The organism is Micromonospora rosaria (genome assembly GCF_001567585.1).
GTDB classification, from domain to species: Bacteria; Actinomycetota; Actinomycetes; order Mycobacteriales; family Micromonosporaceae; genus Micromonospora; species Micromonospora rosaria.
In genome coordinates this window covers 17967-42534 of the sequence record NZ_LRQV01000038.1, presented here as the reverse complement: position 1 = coordinate 42534, position 24568 = coordinate 17967, and the positions used below count along the sequence as shown (strand labels likewise).

Here is a 24568-nt window from a genome sequence, read left to right as displayed (position 1 = left end):
GGATCAGGCGTCGAACTGGTCGGTGAGCTGCCGCTTGAGGACCTTGCCGCCCTCGTTGCGGGGCAGCCGGTCCAGCACCAGCAACCGGGCCGGGAGCTGGTGGTCGGCGAGTCGGCCGGTGAGGAAGGCCCGCAGCGCCGGGAGGGTCGGCTCGGCGGCGGGCGTGCCGGGGCGGGCCACCACGGCGGCGGCGACCGCCGAACCGAGCACCGGGTGCGGCACCCCGACCACGGCCGCCTCGGCGACCTGCGGGTGCTCGTGCAGCGCCGCCTCGACCTCCAGCGTGGAGACCTTGAAGGCGCCGGACTTGATCACGTCCTGGTGCCGGTCGGTGAGGTGCAGGTACCCGTCGGCGTCGAGCCGGCCGACGTCGCCCATCCGGACCCAACCGTCCCGGAAGGTGGCCCGGTTGGCCGTCTCGTCGCCGTAGTAGGAACGCGGGTGGGGGGAGCGCAGCCACACGTCACCGGTCTGCCCGGTGGGCAGCTCCCGCCCGTCCGCGTCGGCGATCATGAGCTGGCCACCGACCGGCCGGCCCACCGCCTCCCGCCGGGTCGGGTCGAAGATCATCGTGGTCTGGGCCGGCGCCGCCTCCGTCGAGGTGTAGTAGTTCACGATGGTGGCCTGCGGGAACGCCGCCGCCAGCCGGGCCGCCACCGCCGGTGCCAGCGGCGCCGCGGTCGACCCGATCAGGTGGACGCCGCTCAGGTCCCGCCCGGCGAGGGCGCCCGAGTCGAGCAGTTCGATCGCGATCGACGGCACCACGAAGACCGTGCCCGCCGTGGTGATCAGCCGGGCGAACCGGGCCGGGGTGAACGCCGGCAGGGTCAGCGCGGTCGGCCGGGCGGTGAGCGCGTTGAGCAGCATGGTCTGCCCGGCGTTGGTGCCGATCGGGAAGGCGTGCAGGAACCGCTCCGAGTGGGCCAGCGGCAGCCGGCGCGGGTGCCGGGGCGCGCCGACGACGAGGTTGGCGTGGCTGGCGCCCACCCCCTTGGGCCGGCCGGTGGTCCCCGACGTGTAGAGGATCTGGGCCAGGTCGCCGGGGCGGACCGGATGGTCGAACGGCTCCCCGCCCTCGGCGGCCAGCCGCGCCGCCGGCCAGGCCGGCAGACCGGCCGGGGTACCGGGGGGCGCCTCGTCGCCGCCGTGCAGCACGGCCGCCGCCCGGCAGTGGTCGAGGGCGTACCCGAGCTGGGCGGGGGCGAGCCGGTCGGACAGGGGCACGGCCACCCCGCCGGCCCGCAGCACCCCGCAGTACGCCACCGCGTACCCGGTCCAGTCCCGCTGGCCGAAGACCAGCCCGACCCGGTCACCCGGGCGGACGCCGTGCCGCCGCAACGCCCCGGCGACCGCCCCGGCGCCGGCCGACCAGGCGGCGAAGGTCACCTCGTCCACCCCGTGCACCTGGACCGCCACCCGCTCGGGGTGCACGGCGGTCCGCCAGGCCAGCAGCTCCGGCACGGTCCGGGCGACCGGCGGGACCCCCGCCGGGCCGGTGGTCGGGCCGGCACCCGGGCCGGTGGTCGGGCCGGTCACGTCCGGTCACCCCCGGTCCGGGTCGCCGCCGCGCGGGCCTCCCGGGCCTCGATGCCGACCAGGTCGTCCGGGGGCGCGTCGGGCACCTCCAGGTCGAACCGGGACAGGATCCGGGTCCGCAGCGACACCAGCGCGGTCAGCGCGATGCACACCCCGAAGACCAGGTACAGCAAAGCGTGGCCGCGGCCCGGCCCGACCCCGATCACCGCGCCGACGGTGGGCGCGAGCGCCCCGCCGGGTAGCAGCATCGGCTCCACCACCCGGGCGGCGAACGGGGCGATCACCCCCCAGCCCAGCGGCAGGGTCGACCAGGCCACCATCTGGTTGAGGGCGAACACCCGGCCGTGGAAGCGCGGCGGCACCTTGGTCTGGACGATGGTGTTGTAGACCCCGTTGACCAGGCCGAGGGCGAAGTACATGCCGAACGCCCCGACGCCGATCACCAGCAGGTTCGGGCGCAGCCCGGTGACCACGCAGGCCACCGCGATGCCCAGGGTGCCCAGCAGCACCGCCCGCATCCGGTGCGTCCGGGGCCCGCCCCAGACCAGCATGACCAGTCCGCCGGTGGCCGCGCCGACGCCGCCGGTGAGCGCGATCCGGGCCACCTGCGCCAGGTCGGCGAAGCCGAGCACCAGCGGGGAGAGCAGGAACAGCACCGGGAAGAGGAAGAGGTTCAGCGCGGCGAAGAAGGCCAGCATGGCGCGGAACTCGCGGCGGCGCAGCGCGTACCGCAGCCCGCCCATGATCTCCTCGCCGATGCCCTCCCGGCGGCGCAGCGCCAGGGTACGGGGGAACCGGACGGCGGCCAGCACCCCGATCGCGAAGGCGTACGACACCACGTCGATGATCAGGATGCCGCGCAGGCCGACCGCCTCCAGCAGGGCGACCGAGATCAGCGGTACCAGGAACTGGGTGATGCCGGTGGCCGTCTGCGCCAGCCCGTTGGCGTGCCCGAGGTAGCGCTTGGGCACCAGTTGCGGCACGGCGGAGACGAAGGCGAGCCGCTGGAACGCCAACGCCACCGACAGCCAGGCGACCAGCAGGTAGAAGTGCCACGCCTGGGCCTGGTCGGTCAGCACCAGGGCGGCCAGGACGGCATTCCCACCGCCGGCCGCCAGCCCGGCCAGGATCATGATCCGTCGCCGGCTGCTGCGGTCGATCAGCGCCCCGGCCAGCGGGGCCACCACCAGGCCGGGGAGCAGACCGAGCACGGCGAAGAGCGCGAACCGGGCCAGCGAACCGGTCTCCAGGTAGATCCACAACGGGATGGCGAAGTTGGTCAGCGCGGTGCCCGTACCGGACATGATCTGACCGGCGGCGATCAGGCCGAACCGGGCCATGCTCGGCTGCGGGACGCGGTCCCGTCGCCGCACCCGCCGCCCGCCGCCCGGCCCGGCTGGCCCGACCGCCGCCCCGGCGGCGGGGGAGTCGGCCGGGTCGTGGGCGTCGGCCGGCGCGGACCGGTCGGCGCGGCGGTCCGAGACGGCGACCAGCTCCCACGCCGGGTCCAGCCCGTCCGCGTCGACGACCCCCGGTCCCGCCGCGCCGGCCGGCGCCGTGCCGGTCGGCTCCCGGCCGGTCGCGCCGGTGCCGACCCGACCCGTTCCGGCGGCGGCGTCCGGTGCGGCGATCCGATCCGGTGTGCCGGCCGGGTCCGGCCCGGCCAGCCGGTCGTGCACGCCGGTGACGATCTCGGCCAGTTCGGCGGCCCGGTACTTGAGGAAGTAGTGCCCGCCCTCGTCGATCACCGCCAGGGCGGTACGGTCGCTGAGGAAGTGCCACTCCCGGAAGCGTTCCTCGTGGTACTCGGTGCCCCGGTCCTGCTCGCCGACCACCGAGATGATCGGCGCCCGCAGCGGGGCCACCTTCCGGTGCAGCAGGTCGGTGAAGTACTCCTCGGAGACCCGGGCGTCGTGCCGCATCGCCCGGATCAGGAACGCCACCTCGTCCGGGTCCAGCGACCCGATCGAGGTGCCCTGCGCCTGCAACCAGGTCCGGTAGATCCGGTCGCTGCGGATCCGCTCGGCCAGCCGCAACCGCAGCAGCGGGCCGAGCAGCCCACCGGGTGGCCGGCCGAACGGGAACACCGCGCCCAGGTACACGGCGGTCAGCTCCCGGCCGGCCGCCTCCAGCCGACGGGCCGCCTCAACGGCCAGCGCGCCGCCGGGGCCGCAGTGGCCGTACAGGACCAGCGGCCCGGTCACCCGGTCCAGGATCTCCGCGACGACGGTGGCGGCCACCTCGTCGATCGGCGCCGGCTCGTCGGCCAGCCCGATGTCGTGACCGGGCACGGCCACCGACAGCAGCCGGTACCCGGCCGGCAGGGCGTCGGCCAGCGGCTGGTACACCACCGCGCTGCCGCCGCCGTACGGCACGCAGACCAGGGTGGCGACCGGGGCCCCGGCGACCGGCGGGGTCAGCTCGTGCAGCAGCCCGTCCGGGGCCCGGTCGGTCACCGCCAGCCGGGCGGCCAGGTCCCGCACCGTGCGGTGGCGGAACAGGTCCATCACGGTCACCGGCGGCGCGTCCCCGTCGGCGACCACCGCCGGCAGCTCCCGCCGCAGCCGGGCCACCACCTGGGTGGCCAGCAGCGAGTGACCGCCGATGTCGAAGAAGTCGTCGGTCGCGCCGACCTCCGGCACGCCGAGCACCACCTGCCAGATCCCGGCGATCAGGGTCTCCACCGGACCGTCCGGCGCGATCCGCTCCCCGCTCGGGGCCTCGTCGACCGGCTCGGGCAGCGCCCGCCGGTCCACCTTGCCGTGCTCCTGCAACGGCAGCCGGTCCAGCCAGACGAACCGGTACGGCACCATGTGGTCGGGCAGCCGGTCGCCCAGCACCCGCCGCAGCTCGGCCGGCTCCGGCCGGCCGGTACCCGGCTCGTGCTCCAGCCAGGCGACCAGCCGCCCGTCGCGCAGCAGCACCGCCGCCTGCCGGACCGGGGGCAGGTCCCGCAGGGCGGCCTCCACCTCACCCAGCTCCACCCGGTACCCACGGATCTTCACCTGGTGGTCACGGCGGCCGAGGAACACGAGCTGCCCGTCCGCCCGCCACCGGCCCAGGTCCCCGGTGCGGTACAGCCGGGCCCCGGGCGGGCCGTACGGGTCGGGCACGAACCGTTCGTCGGTCAGCTCCGGCTGGTGCAGGTACCCCCGGGCCAGCCGGTCCCCGCCGAGGTGGATCTCGCCGGGCACCCCGACCGGCACCGGGCGCAGCCGCTCGTCGAGCACGTACACCCGGGCGTGCGGCAGCGGTCGGCCCAGCGGCACCGGTCCGTCCCCCGTCGCGTCGGGCGTCACCTCGTACGTGGTCACCCCGACGGTCGCCTCGGTCGGGCCGTAGTGGTTGAACACCCGGCCCGGCCCGGCCGCCGCGAACCGGGCCGCCCAGTCCAGGTCGGACGCCTCCCCGCCGAGGATCAGGGCCCGGGTCGGCACCAGCGCCGCCTCGCCGACCTCGGCGGCGAGGACGGCCAGGTGCGACGGAGTGATCTTCAGGTAGTCGATCCGGTGCCGGCGCAACCGGTCGGCCAGCTCCCCGCCGGTGCACCGCCGGTCAAGCAGGTGCACCGTTCCGCCGGTCGCCAGCGCCAGGTAGAACACGGTCACGCTGAAGTCGAAGGACATCGACTGCAACAGCGCGTACCGGCTGCCCGGGACGACGCCGAACCGGTCGGCCACCCCGTCGAGGTAGCGCAGCACCTGCCGGTGCGCGACCGCGACGCCCTTCGGCCGCCCGGTCGAGCCGGAGGTGTAGATGACGTACGCCAGGTGCGCGCCGGTGGCGGTCGGCTCCGGCGGCGTGACCGGCCGGCCGGCGAGCACGTCGCCCAGCGTGTCCAGGCAGACCGGCTCCCCGGCCGGTGCGGGGCGCTGCGCGCCCACCGGCTGCCCGGTGTCGGTCGGGTGTCCGGTGTCGACGGGCCCGTCGGTGGCCGTCGGCAGCAGGTCGCGCAGGTCGGTGCTGGTGAGCACCACCGCCGGGCGGGCGTCGGCGAGCATCAGGGCCAGCCGCTGCCTCGGCTGCTCCGGGTCCAGCGGCAGGTACGCCCCACCGGCGCGGAGCACGCCCAGCAGCGCCACGGCCAGGTCGGCGGACTGCTCCAGCAGCACCCCGACCAGGGCGTCCGGGCCCACCCCGAGCGTGCGCAGGTGGTGGGCGAGCTGGTTGGCCCGCCGGTCCAGGTCCCGGTACGTCACCGTGTCCGCGCCGCAGACCACCGCCGGCACGTCGGGGCTCGTCGCGGCGTGCGGGGTGACCAGGTCGGCCAGGGTCAGCGCCGACCTCGTCACCGGTGCGGCCACACCGTCGCCGCCGGTCCCGGCCAGGAACCGGACGCCGCTGTCGGTGCCAGTGCCGCCGGCGGGGTCAGTGCCACTGTCGGGGTCAGCGCCGCTGTCGGTGTCATTGCCGTTGTGGGCGTCAGCGCCGTCGGCGGGGTCGGCGCGGCCGGGGGCGTCGGCTCCGTCGGGGGTGCCGAGGGCGAGCATCCGGGCCTGTTCGGCGGGGTCGAGCAGCGGCAGGTCCACCACCGGGCGGTCCGGCCGGTCGACCGCCGCCCGCAGCAGGGTACGGAGGGCGTCCGCGAACCGGGCCGCCGTGTCCGGCGTGAACAGGTCGCTGTTGTAGACCAGCATCGCCCGCAGGTCCGTGTCGGTCTCGCTGACGTAGAGCGACAGGTCGAACCGGGACACGGTGCCGTCCGCGCCGAACCCCTCGGCGACCAGCCCCGTCGGCCACCGGCCGGTGGTACGGGCGTAGTTCTGCAGGGTGAACAGCACCTGGAAGACCGGGGTGCGGCTGACGTCCCGGGTGACGTTCAGCTCCTTGACCAGGCGCTCGAACGGGATCTCCTGGTTGGCCAGGGCCCGCACGACGGTGTTGCGGGTCCGGCGCAGCAGGGTGCCGAAGGTGGGCTCGCCGTCGTCCGCCGCCCCGGTGCCGCCGCCCGGCGGGGCCTCCCGGGACAGGTCGGCGCGCAGCGCGAGAGTGTTGACGAAGAGCCCGATCAGCTCCTCCGCCTCGGGGGTGACCCGGCCGGCGACCGGTGAGCCGACCGCGAAGTCCCGCTGACCGGAGTAGCGGAAGAGCGTCGCGTGCAGGCCCGCGAGCAGGGTCATGTAGAGGGTCGCCCGGTGGGCCCGGCCGAGCCGCCGCAGGCCCTCGGTCAGCTCGGCGTCCAGCCGGAACCGGTGGGTGCCCCCGGCGTAGGACTGGACGGCCGGGCGGGGCCGGTCGGTGGGTAGGTCCAGCGGCGGCACCCCGGCCAGCGTCCGGGTCCAGAAGGCCAGCCCGTCGCGGGCGGCGGCGCCGTCCATCCGGTCCCGCTGCCAGGCGGCGTAGTCGACGTACCGGACGGCCGGCGCCGCCGGGGTCTCCGCCGCGTCCCGCAGCGCCCCGTAGACCGTCGCCACCTCGTTGAGCAGCAGGTTCATCGACCAGCCGTCACTGACGATGTGGTGCATGTCCAGGTGCAGCACGTGGTCGTCGTCGGCCAGCCGGACCACCAGCGCCCGCAGCAGCGGCGCGGCGGTGAGGTCGAACGGGGTCCGGACCCACTCGGCCACCAGCATCCGGGCGGTCGCCTCGTCCACCGCCTCCGCCAGGGTGAACGGCACCCGGACCGTCTCCAGCACCTCGACCACCGGCTCGCCCCGGTCGTTCTCCAGGAACCGCATCCGCAGGCTGTCGTGACGGGCGGCGACCTCGTCCAGGGCGGTCCGCACCAGATCCGGCTCCAGCGGCCCGCGCAGCCGGGAGGTCGCGTACACGACGTAACCGGACGTGCCCGGGGTGAGCTGTTCGGTGAACCAGATCCTTTCCTGTCCGAAGGACATTGACGGTGTTTGTCCACTCCGGGGAATGGTCCGTTTCGGCGGGGTAGGGGTGACCCGCGCCGGTACGTCAACATTGGTCACGCCGATGGCCTTTTCGCTCGGGGGCGTGCGGAGCAAGTAGTCTGCCCACTGCAAACGACGCAACGGTATGGCCTGAACGGCGCATGTCGGAGAAACCAAACGATCGATCTGCGCCGTTGCCCGTCATCGTACGGTCAGGAATGCGATTCGCGGATGCCGTAGTGCCGGACGAGTGGGCCACGGAATGGCTGCGCCATGCCCAATTCCAGAGTGGACGTCCGGAGACAGCGCCACTGACCTGGGGGCAGCAGGTGATGTGGCGGGCCAACGCGCTGTCCCGGTCCAACCACCTGTTCATGAACCTGCGCCGTACCCTCGCCGTCTCGGAGCGGGTCGCCGCCGACCTGGCCAGCGTCACCCGGGCGGTCGGCGCGCTGGTCGCCCGGCACGCCTCGCTGCGGACCCGGGTCCGGCCCGGCGGGGACGGCCTGCGCCAGGAGACCGCGCCGGCGGGCGCGATGCCGCTGCTGGTCGTCCCCGGCGAGGGCGACGGCCACGAGGCGGCCCAGGCCACCGCGACCCGGCTGGGCGACGTGGCCTTCGACCACGCCGACGAGTGGCCGGTGCGGATCGCCCTGGTGCTGGTGGCCGACCGGGTACGCCAGATCGTCCTGGTGTTCAGCCACTCCACGGTGGACGCGCACGCGGTCGACATCGTGCTGCGGGACCTGCGGCTGCTCCTGCTGCGCGGCGCCCTGCGGACGCCGGCCGGGCCGCAGTCGGTGCGCGTCGCCCAGGACCAGCAGGGCGTGGACCAGCGCCGGTCGCAGCGGGCGATCGAGTACTGGCTCCGGGAGTACCACCGGCTGCCCCGGCACGACCTGCCGGTGGTGGGCCCCGAGCTCACCCCCCGCCTGCACCGGGGCGTCCTGGTCTCACCGGCGCTGGACCGGGCGGCCCGGCTGGTCGCCGCCCGGCACCAGGTCACCACGTCGACGGTGCTGCTGGCCGGCCTGACGGCGCTGACGGTGCGGGACCGGGAGCCCGGCCCGTGCGGGTTCTTCCCCATGGCCCACAACCGATTTCGACCGGATTACGCGCAGGCGGTCGCCAATATCGGCCAGATCGGTTTCGGGGTGGTCGACCTGTCCGGGCGGCCGACCTTCGCCGACCTGTTGCCCCGGGTGTGGCAGTCCGCATTGGACGCATATCGGCACGCCTATTACGACGCGGCCGCGCTGCGCCGGGCCTTTACCGATCTAGGGTACGACTACGGCAGCGCCTTTCTGCCGTATCACTATTTCAACGACGTCCGGTTGGCCGGCGGGGAGGCCGGAGCCCACCCGACGGGGGAGACCGAGGCCGGCCTGCGGGCCGCGACCCAGCGCAGCACGTTCTCCTGGGTCCGGGGCCTGGACCGGGCCTCCTGGCACCTGCTCGCGCACGTCGTGGACGAGCCGGGCGCGGTCGGTGTCACGCTCAGCGTCGACACCCGGCACGTCCTGCCCGACGACGTCGAGCCGTTCCTGCGCGACCTGGAGGAGCTGCTGGTCCGGGCGGCCTTCCGGGACGTCCCGTGGCCCTGGTCCCCGAGGCCACCCCGCCCCGGCTCAGCCGCTGGTGTCGACGCCGGTTCGGACGCCAGCCCGCCCCCGACCCCGCCCTCCGCCGGTTCGGCCCCCGCCCCGCCCCGCCCCGCCGCCTCGGCCGCAGGCGGGCCAGGCTTCTCGGCCCCCGCCGCAGGCGGGTCGGGCCCCGCCGTCCCGGACCACGTCGAGCCTCGTTCCGCCGGTCCGGAGCCCGCTGCGCCGGGGCCCGCCGGTCCGGAGCCCGCCGGTCCGGCCACCGTCGAGTCCCCCGTTGCCGGTCCGAACGGTGCCGGTCCGGACGGCGTCGGTCCGGACGGTGCCGGCCCGGACGGTGCCGGGCCGGACGGGGTCGAGGCGGGCGGTGCGGGGACCGTGGCCGCTCCCGGGTGGACCGGCGGCCCCGTACCGGCCCGGTGGGCCGACGGTCCACCCGTCGTGACCGCGCCGGTCGGGTCGGGCGCGACCCGGACGGTACCGACCGGCCCGGTCGGTTTCGGGGCCGACGAGCCGGTGTACGCCCCGTTCGCTGGCGGGACCGCGCGGACCGGCCCGCTCACCTGGGGGCAGCGGGCGATGTGGCGGGCCGTGGTCGAGTTCGAGTCGCCGGAGCGCAGCGTGCTCAACCTCCGCCGTTCCCTGACCCTGTCCCGTCGCGCGGCCGTCGACGTGCCCCGGGCGGTACGGGCCCTCGGCGACCTGGTCGGCCGGCACGAGTCGCTGCGTACCCGGATCCGGGTACGCGACGGCGAACTGTGCCAGGTGGCCGAGGCCGAGGGGCGGCTGCCGATCTCGGTGTGGACCGCCGACGCGGCGACCGACCCGGACGGCGGGGCGACCGCCCGCACGCTCGCCGAGGAGATCGGCGACCCGCCGTTCGACCACGCGGCGCACTGGCCGATGCGGGCCGCGCTGGTGGTGGTCGACGGGCTGGTCCGGCACGTGGTGGTCGTCTTCAGCCACTCGACGGTGGACTTCCACGCCGCCGAACTGGTCCTGCGGGACCTGCGGATGCTCCTGCTGCGGGGCCGCTGCCCCACCGCGCCCGGCCTGCAGTCGCTGGACGTGGCCGAGCGGGAACGGACCATCGAGCAGCGCCGCTGCGACCGGGCGGTCGCGTACTGGTCCCGGCAGTTCGGGCGGCTGCCGGTGGCGACGGTCGAGCCGGCCGGCGCGGTGCCCACCCCCCGGTACCGGCGGGGTTCCCTGGTCAGTACCGCGATCGACCCGGCGGCCCGGCTGGTCGCCGCCCGGCACCGGGTCACCACCTCGACGGTCCTGCTCGCGGCCACCGCCGCGGTGATCGCCGGGACCGGCGGGCAGGAGGTCTGCGGCATCTTCTCGATGGCCAACAACCGGTTCCAACCGGAGTACGCCACGGCGATCAGCAAGCTGAACCAGCTCGGGTTCTGCCTGGTCGACCTGGCCGACCGCCCCGACTTCGCCGAGGTGCTGGCCCGCACCGGGCGGGCGGCACTGGACGGGTACCGGCACGCCTACTACGACCCCCGGGCGATGGAGAAGGGCTTCGCCGACATCGGGCACGACTACGGGACGGCCCTCGCGCCGTTCTGCTTCTTCAACGACATCCGGCTCCCCGTCGGCGCGGAGCCCGACCCGGCCGGTCCGGACGAGCCGGCCCTGCGGGCCGCCGCCACCCGCAGCGCGTTCACCTGGTTGAACCCGCTGGACAGGTTCGCCTGGCGGTGCCGCATCCAGGTGGTCGACGCCCCCGGCGCGGTGGAACTGGTGATCACCGCCGACACCCGCTACCTGCCGCCGGACCGGGCCGAGCGGCTGCTGCGCGCGGTCGAGGAACTGCTGGTCGAGGCGGCCTTCCGCGAGGTGCCCTGGCCCTGGCTGCCGGCCCGCTGAACCGCACCGCCCCGCGCGGCCGGGTCGGGCCGGGCTCCGGCGCGTCCACCCGACCCGGGCCCGGCTCGACCCCGGCCCGGCTCGGCCCCGCGCCGGCGAGCGGGGCCAGCGGACGTCCGCTCGACGGTGCCGGCCCCTGCCAGGGGGTTCGCCGGGACCCTTGACTGTCCTCACTGGACCGACTAAACACGGTCAAGCAATACCCTATGGGAAATTTGCAGCGCCGGTGACGGGCCGGTATCCCCCGTCGGGTCAGCGGACAGGCCACGACGGGGCGGGAGGCGGCCGGATGCGGGCGACGGAGACGGCGCTGCTGGGACGGACCGGGGTGTCGGTGACCCGGCTGGGATTCGGGCTCGCCCCGATCGGCGGGCTGTACGAGGCGGTCGGCGACGCCGCCGCCCGGGTGACCGTCGAGACGGCCTGGGACCTCGGGCTGCGCTACTTCGACACCGCCCCGCTGTACGGTTGCGGCCTGTCCGAGCGGCGGGCCGGCGCGGTGCTCGCCGGCAAACCGCGCGCCGAGTTCACCCTCTCGACCAAGGTGGGCCGGCTGCTGGTGCCCGGCGGCGTCGACACCCAGGACCTCTGGGCCGAGCCCACCGACCTGACCCCGCGCTTCGACTTCAGCTACGCGGGGGTTCGCCGGTCGTACGCGGAGAGCCTGGACCGGCTCGGCCTCGACCGGATCGACATCGCCCACATCCACGACCCGGACGACCACCTGGCCGAGGCGCTGCGCGGGGCGTACCCGGCGCTGGCCGAGCTGCGCGCGACCGGTGAGATCGGCGCGGTCAGCGCCGGGATGAACCAGGCCCCGATGCTGGTGGACCTGGCCCGCGCCGCCGACTTCGACTGTTTCATGCTCGCCGGCCGCTACACCCTGCTGGACCAGTCCGGCCTGGCCGACCTGCTGCCGCTGTGCCAGGACCGGGGCATCGCCGTCCTCTCCGCCGGGGTGTACAACTCCGGTCTGCTCGCCGACCCGAGACCCGGCGCGTACTACGACTACCTGCCCGCCGACCGGACGCTGCTCGCACGGGCCCAGGCCATCCGGCGGGTCTGCGACCGGCACGGGGTGCCGCTGCGGGCCGCAGCCATCCAGTTCCCCCTCGGCCACCCGGCGGTGGCCAGCGTCGTGGTCGGCGCGCGGGACCCGGGACAGATCGCCGACAACGTCACCATGTTCGAGTGGCACATCCCGGGGGCGCTCTGGGCCGACCTGAAACGCTCCGGCCTGCTCCCCGAGGACGTCCCCACGCCGTGACGGCGCCGACCCACCGCCCGTGCCGCACCCGCTCCGCACCCCAGGCCCCGCGCCGCCCCGCAACCTGCCACGTGCCCAGCCTCGCCGCGCGGCCTCCCGGTCCATCCCGCGTCCCTCGGGTGGCGGGTTGCCGGTCGGGCCGTGGCCGTGTCGGCGCTCTCGGCGCGTTCCGGTGGTCCAGAATGTCCGGCGTGGGGACGTGGTGTGTGGGGCGGGACGGTGTGGTGGACCACCCGGCGGAGGGTTCCGGGGTGGCTGTCGAGCCCGCGACGGTGGCGACCGGGCCGTCCGGCCCCGCCGGCAGCCGTGGCGGGCTGGACTACTACCTGGTCCACCCGGTCGGTGGTCCCGGTGCCGGGCCGCCGACCGGGATCCTCGTCGAGGAGTTCGTGTACGGCGCCGACCACGTGGCGGTGCGGCTGGACAGCGCCGGCTGGCTGGCGGGGGAGCCCGGTTGGCGGGGCGCGTCGGGGTTCAGCCGGGCGATCCGCGCCGACGCCGGGGTCCGGGGCCGGATCGTCCCCGTGGAGCGGGACGGGGCCGACCTGCTGCACCGCCGGCTCACCGGCAGTGGGCTGCCCGCCGAGGCGGCGTTGCGCGGTCACCTCGGTGCCGGCCCGCCGTTGCCGACCAGCCCGCCGCTGCGGCTGGGCGGCGAGGTCACCCCCGGGTACCACGACACGCGGGTGTACCGGGTGCTGTTCGCCAACGCGTTGACCCCCGACGGGCTGGCCGAGGTGCAGCGGACGTGGCGGATGGCGATCCCGGACGACGCCGGGCACCCGCAGGCCCGGGTGCTCGGCACCGCCCGGCTGCGGGTCGGCGACGACGCGTACACCTGGGAGGTGCGCCGTGTCGTCGCGGGCGCGGCGTGGTGCCTGGACGTCACCGTCGACCTCGCCGGGGCGTCCGACGAGGGCGTCGCGCCGGTGCTGCGGTCGCTGACCGCCACGCTGCGCCGGCAGGGGCTCGTCCCGGTCACCCGGGAGCGCTTCTCCTGACCCGCTGAGCCGCTGACCTGGGCACCCGGGCGCCCGGCCCGGCGCGTCGGCGTTGGCCTTTCCGCGGAAGATGTACAGACTGTACGGCGTGCGTGACGATGAGGTGATGCCGCCGGTGTCGGTGATCCGGGTCGCCCGCCGGGACGACCCGGTGAGCGCGGTGACCGAGGACGACGCCGCCCGCCGGGCCGTCGACTACCCGACGGTCCGGCTGGGCGGGCCGCTCTTCGGGCACGCCGAGGAGCTCGCGGACGGTCGGTGGCGACTGGACGCGCTCGACGAGTACACCCCGCAGGGGGCCCGGGACGCGCTGGCCGAGCGGCTGCGGATCCGCCGGACGACGGTCACCGAGCCGGCGCTCGCCGCGGAACTCGACGCGGTCGGTGACGTCCTCGACTGGGAGAAGGTCGACGAGGTGACCGTCGCCGGTCGCCGGTACCGGATCGTGCGGACCGACACGTTCGCCCGGTTCGGCGCCGACGGGCCGGAGCCGCCCCGGCCGACCGACCCGGACCCGCTGCCGCCCGGCGGCGCGGGCGCCGACCCGGGCCGGACCGAGGGGCTGGTGGTGAGCCCCGACGAGCCGACCGGCCTGGCCCACGCGCTGCTCAAGGCCGAGGTGCTGACCGCGCACTATCCCCGTTCCGGGGTGCCCGCGCAGGTGTACGCCGACAGCGTCCGCGCCGTCCGTACCCACCCCGGGGCGGTCATCCTCCCCACCCGGTACGCCGTCGCCGAGTACGTCGACGGGCGGTGGCAGCCGGACAGCGCGGCGGTGGCCAGCCCGCAGGCCGCCCGGGACCTGATGACCTTCGGCTTCCGGTACCTGGTCCCCCGGCTGCGGACCCCGACGGCGGCGGAGACCCGGGCGTACGCGCGTGCCGCGGCCGACGTCGACGCGACCCGGGCCGACGAGGTGACCGTGCTCGGCCGCCGGTTCCGGGTGACCCGGATCGAGATCCTGCTCCGCTTCGGCGTCGACGGCCCCGAGGGGCCCCGACCGTCCGACCACGACCCGGAGCCTCCGCCGGAGGCGCACTGCGCGCACCTGCGGGCCCAGGGCCTGCTGCCCGACCCGGAGTAACCCGGCCCTACGGTCGGTCGTTGGCGGCCACCGGTATCGGTGGGTACCGCCTGTCGAACTGCCCCGAAAAACGGGGCGGACTCTCCGGGCCGCCGCGCCGTTGCGGAGGCCGACCGGACCGGGGGAGCGCGCGGCGGTCACCGGGCGACCCGACGAGCGCGCCGGCGCGGTCCCACCGACGGGGCAGTTCGAAAGGACGGCCACATCCGTACACCGGACGGCGACGGCCCTGCGTCCAGGGGCTGCCCGGCCCGCTCCGTCGCTTCCGCCCCGCCCGGTCACGGGGCGGGTTCACCGCCTGCCCCCGTCACGGATCGCCTGTCGGGTTGACCCTCGACCCGGTCGAGGTCGCAGAGTCCCGCAGGGACGGCGACGACGGGGCGGGGGACCGGGATGGCGGGGCGGCGAGCGGGGCCGGGCGGACGGCTGCCCGGCGGGTACCGGGCGTGGCTGGGTGGCACCGGGCTCGCCCTGATCGGTACCCAGGTCCTCGCCTTCGCCTCCGCCTGGGTGGCGGCGGGGCGGGGTGGGCTGCTCGCCGGGCTGGTGCTGACCGCGACCAACCTGCCCCGGGTGCTGCTGGTGCTCGTCGGCGGGTCGGTGGCCGACCGGGTGGGCCCCGGCCGGGTCCTGGTCGGGACCGGCGTGGCGATGGTCGTGGTGACCGGGGCGCTGGCCGTCGGCGCGAGCCGGGTCGGCGACCCGGCGGTGCTGCTGCTGGCCGCCGGGTTCGCCATCGGCGTGGTGGACGCCTTCCACCTGCCCGCCTCGGGCACGGTACCCCGGCTGCTGGTCCCGCCCGCCGCGCTGGTCCCGGCGATGTCGGCCCGGCAGGTCGTCGGTCAGGTGGCGGTGTTCGCCGGACCACCGGTGGGTGGCGTGGTGGTGGTCGCCGCCGGGCTGACGGGGGCGGCGCTGGTGGGCGCGGCGGCCTCCGCGGTGCTGCTGCTCGTCGTCGTGGCCGTCCGGCTGCCCGCCACGCCGCCCGCGCCGACCACCGACGGCCGGCACCCCCGGTGGGCCGCGCTGGACGGGGTACGCCTCGTCGCCCGGGACGCGGTGCTGCGGCCCGCACTGCTGCTCACCGCGACGGTGGCCGCCTTCCTGCTGCCGGTCTCCGGGCTGCTGCTGCCCCTGCTGGCGCGGGAACGGTCCTGGTCGGCCCGCTCCGCCGGGCTGGTCGTCGGGGCGGTCGCGGCGGGGCTGGCCGTCGTCGCGGTCCTGCTGACCCTGCGCGGTACCCGGTGGCGGTTCGGCCCGGCCGCCGGGGTCGGCCTGCTGCTCGCGGCCGGCGGGGTGGCCGGGCTGGCGGCGGCGCCGCCGGCGGTCGGGGCGCCACCGTGCTCGCCGTCGCCGCCCTGGCCACGCTGCGCCACCCGGCCCTGCGCCGGGCCGACGTGGGGCTGCGCCACACTGGCTGAGTGCTGCCCACCGCCGACCTGATCGCCGACCTGCCCGTCCGGCACGCCCTGCCCGACCTCGCCGACGCGCTCGCCACCGCCGGCGCGGCGGTGCTGGTCGCGCCCCCCGGCACCGGCAAGACCACCCTGGTCCCGCTCGCCCTGGCCGACGCCGGCACCGGACGGGTGGTGGTCGCCGAACCACGCCGGGTGGCGGCCCGCGCGGCGGCCCGCCGGATGGCGGCGCTGCTCGGCGAGCCGGTCGGTGGGCTCGTCGGGTACACGGTGCGGGGCGACCGCCGGGTCGGGCCGGCGACCCGGGTCGAGGTGGTCACCACCGGGGTCCTGGTCCGGCGGCTGCACCGCGACCCGGACCTGGCCGGGGTCGACGCCGTGGTGCTCGACGAGTGCCACGAACGGCACCTCGACTCCGACCTCGCGCTCGCCTTCACCACCGAGGTCCGCGCCACCCTCCGCCCCGACCTGCGGCTGCTGGCCACCTCGGCGACCGTCGAGGCGACCCGGCTGGCGCAGGTGCTCGACGCCCCGGTGGTCGAGGCGCGGGCGGTGACGTACCCGGTGGCGGTGCACTGGTGCCCGCCGGCCGGGCCGGTCGACCCGCCGCACGGCACCCGGGTCGACCCCCGCCTGCTGGAGCACGTCGCGGCGACCGTCCGGCGGGCCCTCGGCGACGGCCCCGGCGACGTGCTGGTCTTCCTGCCCGGCGCCCGGGAGCTGGACGCGGTGGCCGCCCGGCTCACCGGCCTGGACGTGGCGGTGGTCACCCTGCACGGCCGGCAGGAGTCGGCCACCCAGGACGCCGCGCTGCGGCCCGGCCCGCGCCGCCGGGTCGTGCTCGCCACCGCCGTCGCCGAGAGCAGCCTGACCGTCCCCGGGGTCCGGGCGGTGGTCGACGCCGGACTCAGCCGGGTGCCACGCACCGACCACGCCCGGGGCCTGGGCACCCTGGTCACCGTCGCGGTCTCCCGGGCGTCGGCGACGCAGCGGGCCGGCCGCGCCGGCCGGGAGGAGCCCGGCCGGGTCTACCGGTGCTGGTCGGCGGCGCAGCACGAGCGGCTGCCCGCCCAGCCCGAGCCGGAGATCGCCGTCGCCGACCTCACCGGGTTCGCGCTCGACCTGGCCCTGTGGGGGCACCCCGACGGCACCGGGCTGGCCCTGCCGGACCCGCCGCCGGCCGGTGCGCTGCGGGCCGCCCGGAGCAGCCTGCACGCCCTCGGCGCCCTGGACGACGCCGGTCGGGTCACCGGGCGGGGCCGGGCCATCGCCGAGGCGGGCACCCACCCCCGGCTGGCCCGCGCGCTGCTCGACGGGGTGCCGGCGGTGGGCACCCAGCGGGCCGCCGAGGTGGTCGCCCTGCTCGCCGAGGAGGGCTCCGGCACCGACGGCGACGACCTGGTCGCGGCGCTGCGGCGACGCCGGGCCGAGCGGTCCGGCCCCTGGCGGCAGGAGGTACGGCGACTGACCCGGCTGCTGTCCTCGGTCCCGGGTACGCCGCTGCCGGACGACCTGGCCGCCGCGCTCGTCGTCGGGCTCGCGTACCCGGAACGGCTGGCCCGCCGCCGCCAGCCGGGCGGCACGGCGTACCTGATGGCCGCCGGGACCGCCGCGGAGCTGGCGCCGGGCACCCGGCTGGCCGGGTCCGACTGGCTGGCCGTCGCCGCCGCGGACCGGGCGCCGGGCGCGCCCACCGCGCGGATCCGCCTCGCCGCGCCGCTGGACGAGGCGACCGCCCGGCAGGCCGGGGCCGGGTTGCGGGCCGAGACCACGGAGGTGGCCTGGGTCGACGGGGACGTGGTGGCCCGGCGGGTGGACCGGCTCGGCGCGGTCACCCTGGTCGAACGCCCTCTTGCGGAACCCGACCCGAAGCTGCTCCGCGCGGCGCTGCTGGCCGGGCTGCGCACCGAGGGGACGGGCCTGCTGTCCTGGTCACGGGAGGCGGTGGCGCTGCGGCAACGGCTCGCCTTCTGCCGGGCGGCCCTCGGCGAACCCTGGCCGGACGTCTCCGACGCCGCGCTGCTCGCCGCCGCCGACCGGTGGCTGGCCCCGGAGTTGTCCCGGGCCCGCCGTCGCGCCGACCTGGCCCGGGTGGAGCTGGTCGGCGCGCTGCGCCGGCTGCTGCCCTGGCCGCAGGCCGCCCACCTGGACGAGGTGGCGCCGGAGCGGGTCGAGGTGCCCAGCGGCTCGCGGATCCGGGTCGACTACACCGACCCGCAGGCGCCGGTGCTCGCGGTGAAGGTGCAGGAGGTGTTCGGCTGGACCGAGGCGCCCCGGCTGGGCGACGGCCGGGTGCCGCTGCTGCTGCACCTGCTCTCGCCCGCCGGGCGTCCGGCGGCGGTCACCGGCGACCTCCCCTCCTTCTGGCGCACCGGGTACCCGCAGGTGCGCGCCGAGCTGCGGGGACGGTACCCCCGGCACCCGTGGCCGGCGGACCCGGCCACCGCCGTGCCCACCCGGCGTACCGTGCCCCGCCGGCGGCCGGGAGGCTGACCGGAACCGGTCCCGGGTACCGTCGGTTTTCCGGCCCGACCCAACTCTTTAACAACCTTCACACCGATGACCTGGGTCACGACCTGTGCGGTTCGGGGTGTACCCCGGTAGGGTAGTGGCACCGTCTGTTGATCTCTGGGGAGGTTGTGTGCTGGTTCTGGTGGCGGTCCATGCGCTGGCAGCCGTGGTCGCCCCGGCGCTGGTGCGTAGCTGGGGCCCCCGGGCGCTGTACCTGGTGGCGCTGCCCCCGGCGGCGACGTTCGGCTGGGCGCTGGCCCACACCGGCCAGGTCCGGGGCGGTGACCCGGTGGTCGAGACCATCCCCTGGGTGCCGCAGGTCGGGCTGGAGATCGCCCTGCGGATGGGCACCCTCGCGTGGCTGATGGTGGTGCTCGTCGGCGGCGTCGGCGCGCTGGTGCTGGCCTACAGCGCCCGGTACTTCACCGCCGGTGATCCCGGCCTGGGCCGGTTCGCCGCCGTCTTCGTCGCGTTCGCCGGGGCCATGCTGGGGCTGGTCGTCTCCGACGACCTGGTGCTGCTCTACGTCTTCTGGGAGCTGACCACCGTCTTCTCGTACCTGCTGATCGGGTACGACCCGGCCAAGCGGTCCAGCCGTCGCGCGGCGATGCAGGCCCTGCTGGTGACCACCCTCGGCGGCCTGGCGATGCTCGCCGGCTTCATCATGCTCGGCCAGCACGCGGGCACCTACCGGTGGTCCGAGGTCGCCCAGGACCTGCCCGGCGGCACGTACCTGGCCGTCGCCCTGGTGCTCATCCTGCTCGGCGCGCTGAGCAAGTCGGCGATCTTCCCGTTCAGCTTCTGGCTGCCCGGCGCGATGGCCGCGCCCACCCCGGTCAGCGCGTACCTGCACGCAGCCGCCATGGTCAAGGCCGGTGTCTTCCTGGTCGCCCTGATGGGGCCGGCGGTCGTCGGCGTCACGTCGTGGCGGGTGACCCTGCTCGCCGGCGGCCTGATCACCATGTTCCTCGGCGCCTGGTCGGCGCTGCGCCAGGTCGACCTCAAACTGCTGCTGGCCTACGGCACGGTCAGCCAGCTCGGCCTGCTCATGGTGGTCCTCGGCGCCGGCACCCGGGACACCGCGCTGGCCGGCGTGGCGATGGTGCTGGCCCACGCGCTGTTCAAGGCCACCCTCTTCCTCGTGGTCGGGGTCGTCGACCACCAGACCGGCACCCGCGACGTGCGGGAACTCAGCGGGCTCGGGCGCCGCGCGCCCGCCCTGGCCATCACGGCGACGCTCGCCGCCGCCTCGATGGCCGGGCTGCCGCCGATGGCAGGGTTCGTCGCCAAGGAGGCCGCCTTCGAGGGCTTCCTGCACGGCAACGCCGGTGACCGGCTGGTCCTGGCCGGCCTGATCCTCGGGTCCGCGCTGACCGTCGCGTACACGCTGCGCTTCCTCTGGGGCGCCTTCGCCACCAAGCCGGGGGTGCAGCCCACCGAGTCGGGCCGCCCCGGGTGGGCGTTCCTGGCCGCCCCGGCCCTGCTCGCCGTCGGCAGCCTGGGCGTCGGCGCGTTCGCCCCCGCGATCGACCGGCTGCTCGCCCCGTACGCCGACCAGTACCCGAGCGTCGAGACGCCCTACCATCTGGCCCTCTGGCACGGGCCCACGCTCGCCCTCGGCCTGTCGGTGCTCGCCGTGGCCACCGGCGTCGGGATCTTCTACCTGCTGCACCGGCACCGGCTGCACCCGGCGCTGCGGCTGCCGTTCGACGGCGCCTCGGTCTACCACAAGGTGATCGGCGGGGTGGACCGGCTGGCGGTGGAGCTGACCGGTGCCACCCAGCGTGGTTCGCTGCCGTTCTACCTCGGCGTGATCCTGGTCGTGCTGGTCGTCCTGCCCGGCGGGGTGCTGCTGGCCGGCAGCCCGTGGCCGCGCAACTTCCAGCTCTGGGACACCCCGTTGCAGGCGGTCGCCGCCGCCGTGATCATCGTCGCGGCGGTCTCCGCCGCCCGCGCGCTGCGCCGGATGACCGCGATGATCCTGGTCGGGGTCTCCGGGTACGGCATCGCGCTGATGTTCATCCTGCACGGCGCTCCCGACCTCGCGCTGACGCAGTTCCTGGTGGAGACCGTCACGATCGCGATGTTCGTGCTGGTGCTGCGCCGACTGCCGGCGAAGTTCTCGGAACGCCCGATCCGCTCCAGCCGGCGCGGCCGGATCGCGATCGGCGTGGCGGTCGGCGCGGTGACCGCCGGGATGGCGTACGTCGCGGCCGGCGGCCGGCTGGCGACCCCCATCTCCGTCGCCTTCCCCGAGGAGTCGGTGTCGTACGGCGGCGGCAAGAACGTGGTCAACGTGACCCTGGTGGACATCCGCGCCTGGGACACCATGGGCGAGATCGCCGTGCTGGTGGTGGCCGCCACCGGCGTGGCCAGCCTGATCTTCCGGCGCACCCGGGACCTCGGCCAGCGCAGCGCCATCCCGCACCAGGCGGGGGAGCAGCCCGCCGGCGGTCCGCGCTGGCTGAAGATGGGCACCGGCCCGGAGGCCCGCCGGCAGTCGGTCATCCTCCAGGTGGTCACCCGGGTGCTGTTCCACGCGATCGTGCTCTTCTCGGTGTACCTGCTCTTCTCCGGGCACAACGCCCCCGGGCGGCGGGTTCGCCGCCGGGCTGGTCGCCGGCCTCGCGCTGGCCGTGCGGTACCTGGCCGGCGGGCGTACCGAGCTGAACGCCGCCGCGCCGGTGGACGCCGGCGCGGTGCTGGGCGCCGGGTTGTTCGTCGCGGTCGGCACCGGCCTGACGGCCATGCTGCTCGGCGGCGAGTTCCTGCAGAGCGCCCTGCTGGACTTCTACGTACCGGTACTCGGCAAGGTCCACTTCGTGACGTCGGCGTTCTTCGACATCGGTGTCTACCTGATCGTGGTCGGGCTGGTGCTGGACATCCTGCGCAGCCTCGGCGCCGAGATGGACCGTCAGACCGAGGCCGAGCAGGACGACGTGCGGACGAAGGAGCTGGTGTGACCCCGAACCTGACCTACGTCCTGGTGGTCGGCGTGCTCTTCGCCGCCGGCGTCACCCTGCTGCTGGAACGCAGCCTGACCCGGGTGCTGATGGGCGTCATCCTGCTCGGCAACGGCGCCAACCTGCTGCTGCTCACCGGTGGCAAGGCCGGCGGGGCGCCGATCGTCGGCACCACCCCGGAAGGGGAGATGAGCGACCCGCTGCCCCAGGCGATGGTGCTCACCGCCATCGTGATCACCCTCGGCATGACCGCGTTCCTGCTGGCCCTGGCGTACCGCAGCTGGCACCTGGTCGGGCACGACGAGGTGCAGGACGACGTGGAGGACCGCCGCATCATGGAACTGGCCGACCGCGACGAGGGCCCCGGCACCGCCGACATCGGCGAGGGTGACGGCGACGACCTCGACGGCGACCCGACCGACGGCCCCGACCGGCCCGTCGGCGCCGGCCGCCCGGCCGAGGACGCGGGGAGGTCCCGGTGACGTTCCTGGTACCCCTGCCGGTGGTCATGCCGCTGCTCGGCGCGGCGCTGGCCCTCCTGCTCGCCGGCCGGCCCCGGCTGCAACGGCTGGTCAGCCTCACCGTGCTCACCGCCACCGTGGCGGTGGCCGCCCTGCTGCTGTTCTACGCGACCGTCGACGGCCCGCAGGTGGTGGCGGTCGGCGGCTGGGCGGCCCCGCTGGGCATCGTGCTCGTCGCCGACCAGCTCGCCGCGCTCATGCTGGTGGTCTCCGCCGCGGTGACGCTCTGCGTGCTGGTGTACTCCATCGGGCAGGGTATGGCCGACGGCGACGAGGAGACGCCGATGTCGGTCTACCACCCGACGTACCTGGTGCTGACCGCCGGCGTCTGCAACGCGTTCCTCTCCGGTGACCTGTTCAACCTCTACGTCGGCTTCGAGATCCTGCTGGTCGCCAGCTACGTGCTGCTGACCCTGGGCAGCACCGAGACCCGGATCCGGGCGGGTACCACGTACGTGGTGGTGAGCCTGCTCTCCTCGCTGATCTTCCTGATCGCGATCGGCCTGGTCTACGCCTCGACCGGCACGCTGAACCTCGCCCAGCTCGTGGACCGGCTCGACGCGCTGCCGGACAACCTGCGCCTGCTGCTCCAGGGCATGCTGCTGCTCGCCTTCGGCATCAAGGCGGCGGTCTTCCCGCTGTCGGCCTGGCTGCCGGACAGCTACCCGACCGCGCCGGCCCCGGTCACCGCCGTCTTCGCCGGCCTGCTGACCAAGGTCGGCGTGTACGCGATCATCCGGACCGAGACGCTGCTCTTCCCCGGCGGGCGCACCGCCACCCTGCTGCTGGTCGTGGCCGGGTTGACCATGATCGTCGGCATCCTCGGCGCGGTCGCCCAGTCCGACATCAAACGACTGTTGTCGTTCACCCTGATCAGCCACATCGGGTACATGCTGTTCGGGGTGGGGCTCACCACCCAGCTCGGGCTCTCCGCCGCGATCTTCTACGTGGTGCACCACATCACCATCCAGACCACCCTGTTCCTCGCCGCCGGTCTGGTGGAACGCCGGGGTGGCAGCACCGCCCTGGACCGGCTCGGCGGCCTGGCCCGGCTCTCCCCGCTGCTCGGCGTGCTGTTCTTCATCCCCGCGCTCAACCTGGCCGGGATCCCACCGTTCTCCGGGTTCCTGGGCAAGCTCGGCCTGGTGCAGGCCGGGGTGGACGACGGCGGGCCGCTGGCCTGGACGCTGGTCGCCGGTGGCCTGCTGACCAGCCTGCTCACCCTCTACGCCACCGCGCGGGTGTGGAACCTGGCCTTCTGGCGGGCGCCGCACCCGGACATGCCCGGCCCGCAGGACACGCACACCACCCGCTCGGCGGGCGCCCTCGAGCCGTACGAGGAGCCGGACAAGGGGTACTCGGGGGCGATGCTGCCCCGGCTGATGGTCGCGCCGACCATCGCGCTGGTGGTGCTCGGGCTGGCGCTGACCGTGGTGGCCGGTCCGCTCTTCGAGATCAGCACCGACGCCGCCGACGACCTGATGCGGCGGGCACCGTACGTGGAAGCCGTCTACCCGGGTGGTACGCCGTGAGCGCCGAGTCGACCGTGACGCAGGAGACGATCGAGCAGCCGAACCCGCCGCTGACCCCGCGCGACCGGCGGCGCAACAAGGTCACCGCGGTGATCGGCCTGATCGTCATCTGGGTGCTGCTCTGGGGCACCCTGAGCTGGGCGAACATCCTCAGCGGCCTGGTCGTGGCGCTGATCGTGCTGGCGGTCTTCCCGCTGCCGCCGGTGAAGTTCTCCGGCCGGGTCCGGCTGCTGCCGTCGCTGCGGTTCGTGCTGCGGTTCTGCTACGACCTGGTGGTGGCCAGCGCGGAGATCGCCTGGTTGGCGCTGCGCTTCGGGCACACCCCGCGCAGCGCGATCATCGCCGTGCCGCTGCGGGTCACCTCGGACCTCAACCTCACCCTCACCGCCGAGGCGCTGTCCCTGGTCCCCGGCAGCCTCATCCTGGAGGTGGACCGGAGCACCGGCACCCTCTACGTGCACGTGATCAACGTGCGCAGCCGGGAGGAGGTGGAGCGGTTCCGCCGCAGCGTGCTGGAGCTGGAGGCGCGGATCGTGAACGCCATCGGCTCACCGGAGGAGCGCCGCCGGCTGGCCGAGCCCGCCCCGAACACCCCGTCCACCGCCGCCGACGTGGAAGGAGCCGCGAGATGACCGTGGTCGCCGTGATCGTCACCGCCCTGCTCGCCGTGGCCGGCGGGCTCACCATGGTCCGGCTGATGCGCGGGCCGTCCACCCTGGACCGCGCGGTCGCCACCGACGTGCTGTTGGCGGTCATGGTCGCCGGCATCGCCACCGAGGCCGCGTACAGCCGGGACACGACCGCCCTGCCGGTGCTGGTGGTCCTCGCCATCCTCGGGTTCATCGGCTCGGTCAGCGTGGCCCGCTTCGCCGCCCGGAAGAACAACAGCCGATGAGCGTGGACACCGTGCTGGACATCGTCGCCGCCGGCTGCCTCATCGCCGGCGCGCTGCTCTGCCTCGCCGCCGGGGTCGCCCTGGTGCGCTTCCCCGACCTGCTCTCGCGGATGCACGCCTCGGCCAAGCCGCAGGTCCTCGGCCTGCTGCTGGTGCTGGTCGGCTGCGGCCTGCGGCTGCGGACCGGGGTGGACATCACCACGCTGGTCCTGGTCGGGCTCTTCCAGCTCGCCACCGCCCCGGTGGCGGCGCACATGGTCGGCCGGGCCGCGTACCCGGACGAGCAGATCCGCACCGACCTGCTGCTCACCGACGAACTCGCCGCCCACATCGACCGGATCACCCAGGATCGCCAGCGCGGCGCTGCGCCGACCTGACCCGCCCACCCGGTCCGCTCACCCACCCACCCGAACCGTCGCCCGCCTGCTGTGCGCGGCGACGGTTCGTTCTGCCCCGAATTACCCGGTGAGGAATTACCTACTTATCCTGTAGGGATTGCGCAGAATTGGGGGTGCGGGTTAGAT

13 protein-coding genes and 1 pseudogene are annotated in these 24568 nt (G+C 75.4%); 12 read left to right on the top strand and 2 right to left on the bottom strand.

Going from position 1 to position 24568, the window contains the following annotated elements:
- Window positions 1-3: 3 nt before the first annotated feature.
- Window positions 4-1536 carry a class I adenylate-forming enzyme family protein gene (locus AWW66_RS12980; RefSeq protein WP_245648231.1) on the bottom strand — a complete coding sequence of 511 codons (1533 nt, stop codon included), beginning with the start codon at window positions 1534-1536 and terminating at the stop codon, window positions 4-6.
- Window positions 1533-7373 carry a non-ribosomal peptide synthetase/MFS transporter gene (locus AWW66_RS35275; RefSeq protein WP_083978455.1) on the bottom strand — a complete coding sequence of 1947 codons (5841 nt, stop codon included), beginning with the start codon at window positions 7371-7373 and terminating at the stop codon, window positions 1533-1535. Before AWW66_RS35275 ends, AWW66_RS12980 begins: the two co-directional genes overlap by 4 nt.
- A 221-nt stretch (window positions 7374-7594) precedes the next feature.
- Between AWW66_RS35275 and AWW66_RS12970 the strand changes: the two genes are divergently transcribed.
- The 12 genes and pseudogenes from AWW66_RS12970 (at window position 7595) to mnhG (ending at window position 24421) form a co-directional block, all read left to right on the top strand.
- Entirely contained in the window at window positions 7595-10855 is a 3261-nt protein-coding gene (locus tag AWW66_RS12970; RefSeq protein ID WP_211271931.1) for a condensation domain-containing protein, read from the top strand.
- 289 nt (window positions 10856-11144) lie between these two features.
- Window positions 11145-12122 (top strand): aldo/keto reductase, encoded by a 978-nt coding sequence (locus tag AWW66_RS12965; RefSeq protein WP_067364825.1) that lies wholly within the window; start codon window positions 11145-11147, stop codon window positions 12120-12122.
- 251 nt (window positions 12123-12373) lie between these two features.
- Window positions 12374-13123, top strand: coding sequence for a hypothetical protein (locus AWW66_RS12960; protein WP_245648229.1), 750 nt, complete (start codon window positions 12374-12376; stop codon window positions 13121-13123).
- A gap of 88 nt (window positions 13124-13211) precedes the next feature.
- The gene (locus tag AWW66_RS12955) at window positions 13212-14207 is read left to right on the top strand and encodes a DUF5954 family protein (RefSeq protein ID WP_245648218.1); all 996 of its coding nucleotides are present in this window, start codon (window positions 13212-13214) and stop codon (window positions 14205-14207) included.
- A 393-nt stretch (window positions 14208-14600) separates the two neighbouring features.
- A complete protein-coding gene (locus AWW66_RS12950; RefSeq protein WP_067364822.1) occupies window positions 14601-15650 on the top strand; it encodes an MFS transporter in 1050 nt (349 codons plus the stop codon).
- On the top strand, window positions 15629-18115 hold the full coding sequence (gene hrpB, locus AWW66_RS12945) for an ATP-dependent helicase HrpB (RefSeq protein ID WP_067364820.1): 2487 nt from the start codon (window positions 15629-15631) through the stop codon (window positions 18113-18115). Before AWW66_RS12950 ends, hrpB begins: the two co-directional genes overlap by 22 nt.
- A 148-nt stretch (window positions 18116-18263) precedes the next feature.
- A pseudogene (locus tag AWW66_RS12940) lies at window positions 18264-21096 on the top strand (Na+/H+ antiporter subunit A).
- Window positions 21093-21578, top strand: a complete 486-nt coding sequence (locus AWW66_RS12935; protein ID WP_067364817.1) for a Na(+)/H(+) antiporter subunit C — start codon at window positions 21093-21095, stop codon at window positions 21576-21578. The pseudogene AWW66_RS12940 and the gene AWW66_RS12935 overlap by 4 nt, the downstream one beginning before the upstream one ends.
- On the top strand, window positions 21575-23149 hold the full coding sequence (locus tag AWW66_RS12930; RefSeq protein ID WP_067364814.1) for a Na+/H+ antiporter subunit D: 1575 nt from the start codon (window positions 21575-21577) through the stop codon (window positions 23147-23149). Before AWW66_RS12935 ends, AWW66_RS12930 begins: the two co-directional genes overlap by 4 nt.
- A complete protein-coding gene (locus AWW66_RS12925; RefSeq protein WP_245648216.1) occupies window positions 23146-23781 on the top strand; it encodes a Na+/H+ antiporter subunit E in 636 nt (211 codons plus the stop codon). Before AWW66_RS12930 ends, AWW66_RS12925 begins: the two co-directional genes overlap by 4 nt.
- Entirely contained in the window at window positions 23778-24044 is a 267-nt protein-coding gene (locus tag AWW66_RS12920) for a monovalent cation/H+ antiporter complex subunit F (protein WP_067364812.1), read from the top strand. Before AWW66_RS12925 ends, AWW66_RS12920 begins: the two co-directional genes overlap by 4 nt.
- Entirely contained in the window at window positions 24041-24421 is a 381-nt protein-coding gene (gene mnhG, locus AWW66_RS12915; RefSeq protein WP_067364809.1) for a monovalent cation/H(+) antiporter subunit G, read from the top strand. Before AWW66_RS12920 ends, mnhG begins: the two co-directional genes overlap by 4 nt.
- Window positions 24422-24568: the final 147 nt, after the last annotated feature.

Excerpts from the sequence above, each read along its gene's own strand:
- AWW66_RS35275 (WP_083978455.1), bottom strand. The coding sequence starts at position 7,373 with ATGTCCTTCGGACAGGAAAGGATCTGGTTCACCGAACAGCTCACCCCG.
- AWW66_RS12965 (WP_067364825.1), top strand. The coding sequence starts at position 11,145 with ATGCGGGCGACGGAGACGGCGCTGCTGGGACGGACCGGGGTGTCGGTG.
- mnhG (WP_067364809.1), top strand. The coding sequence starts at position 24,041 with ATGAGCGTGGACACCGTGCTGGACATCGTCGCCGCCGGCTGCCTCATC.
- AWW66_RS12950 (WP_067364822.1), top strand. The coding sequence starts at position 14,601 with ATGGCGGGGCGGCGAGCGGGGCCGGGCGGACGGCTGCCCGGCGGGTAC.
- AWW66_RS12970 (WP_211271931.1), top strand. The coding sequence starts at position 7,595 with ATGCGATTCGCGGATGCCGTAGTGCCGGACGAGTGGGCCACGGAATGG.
- AWW66_RS12920 (WP_067364812.1), top strand. The coding sequence starts at position 23,778 with ATGACCGTGGTCGCCGTGATCGTCACCGCCCTGCTCGCCGTGGCCGGC.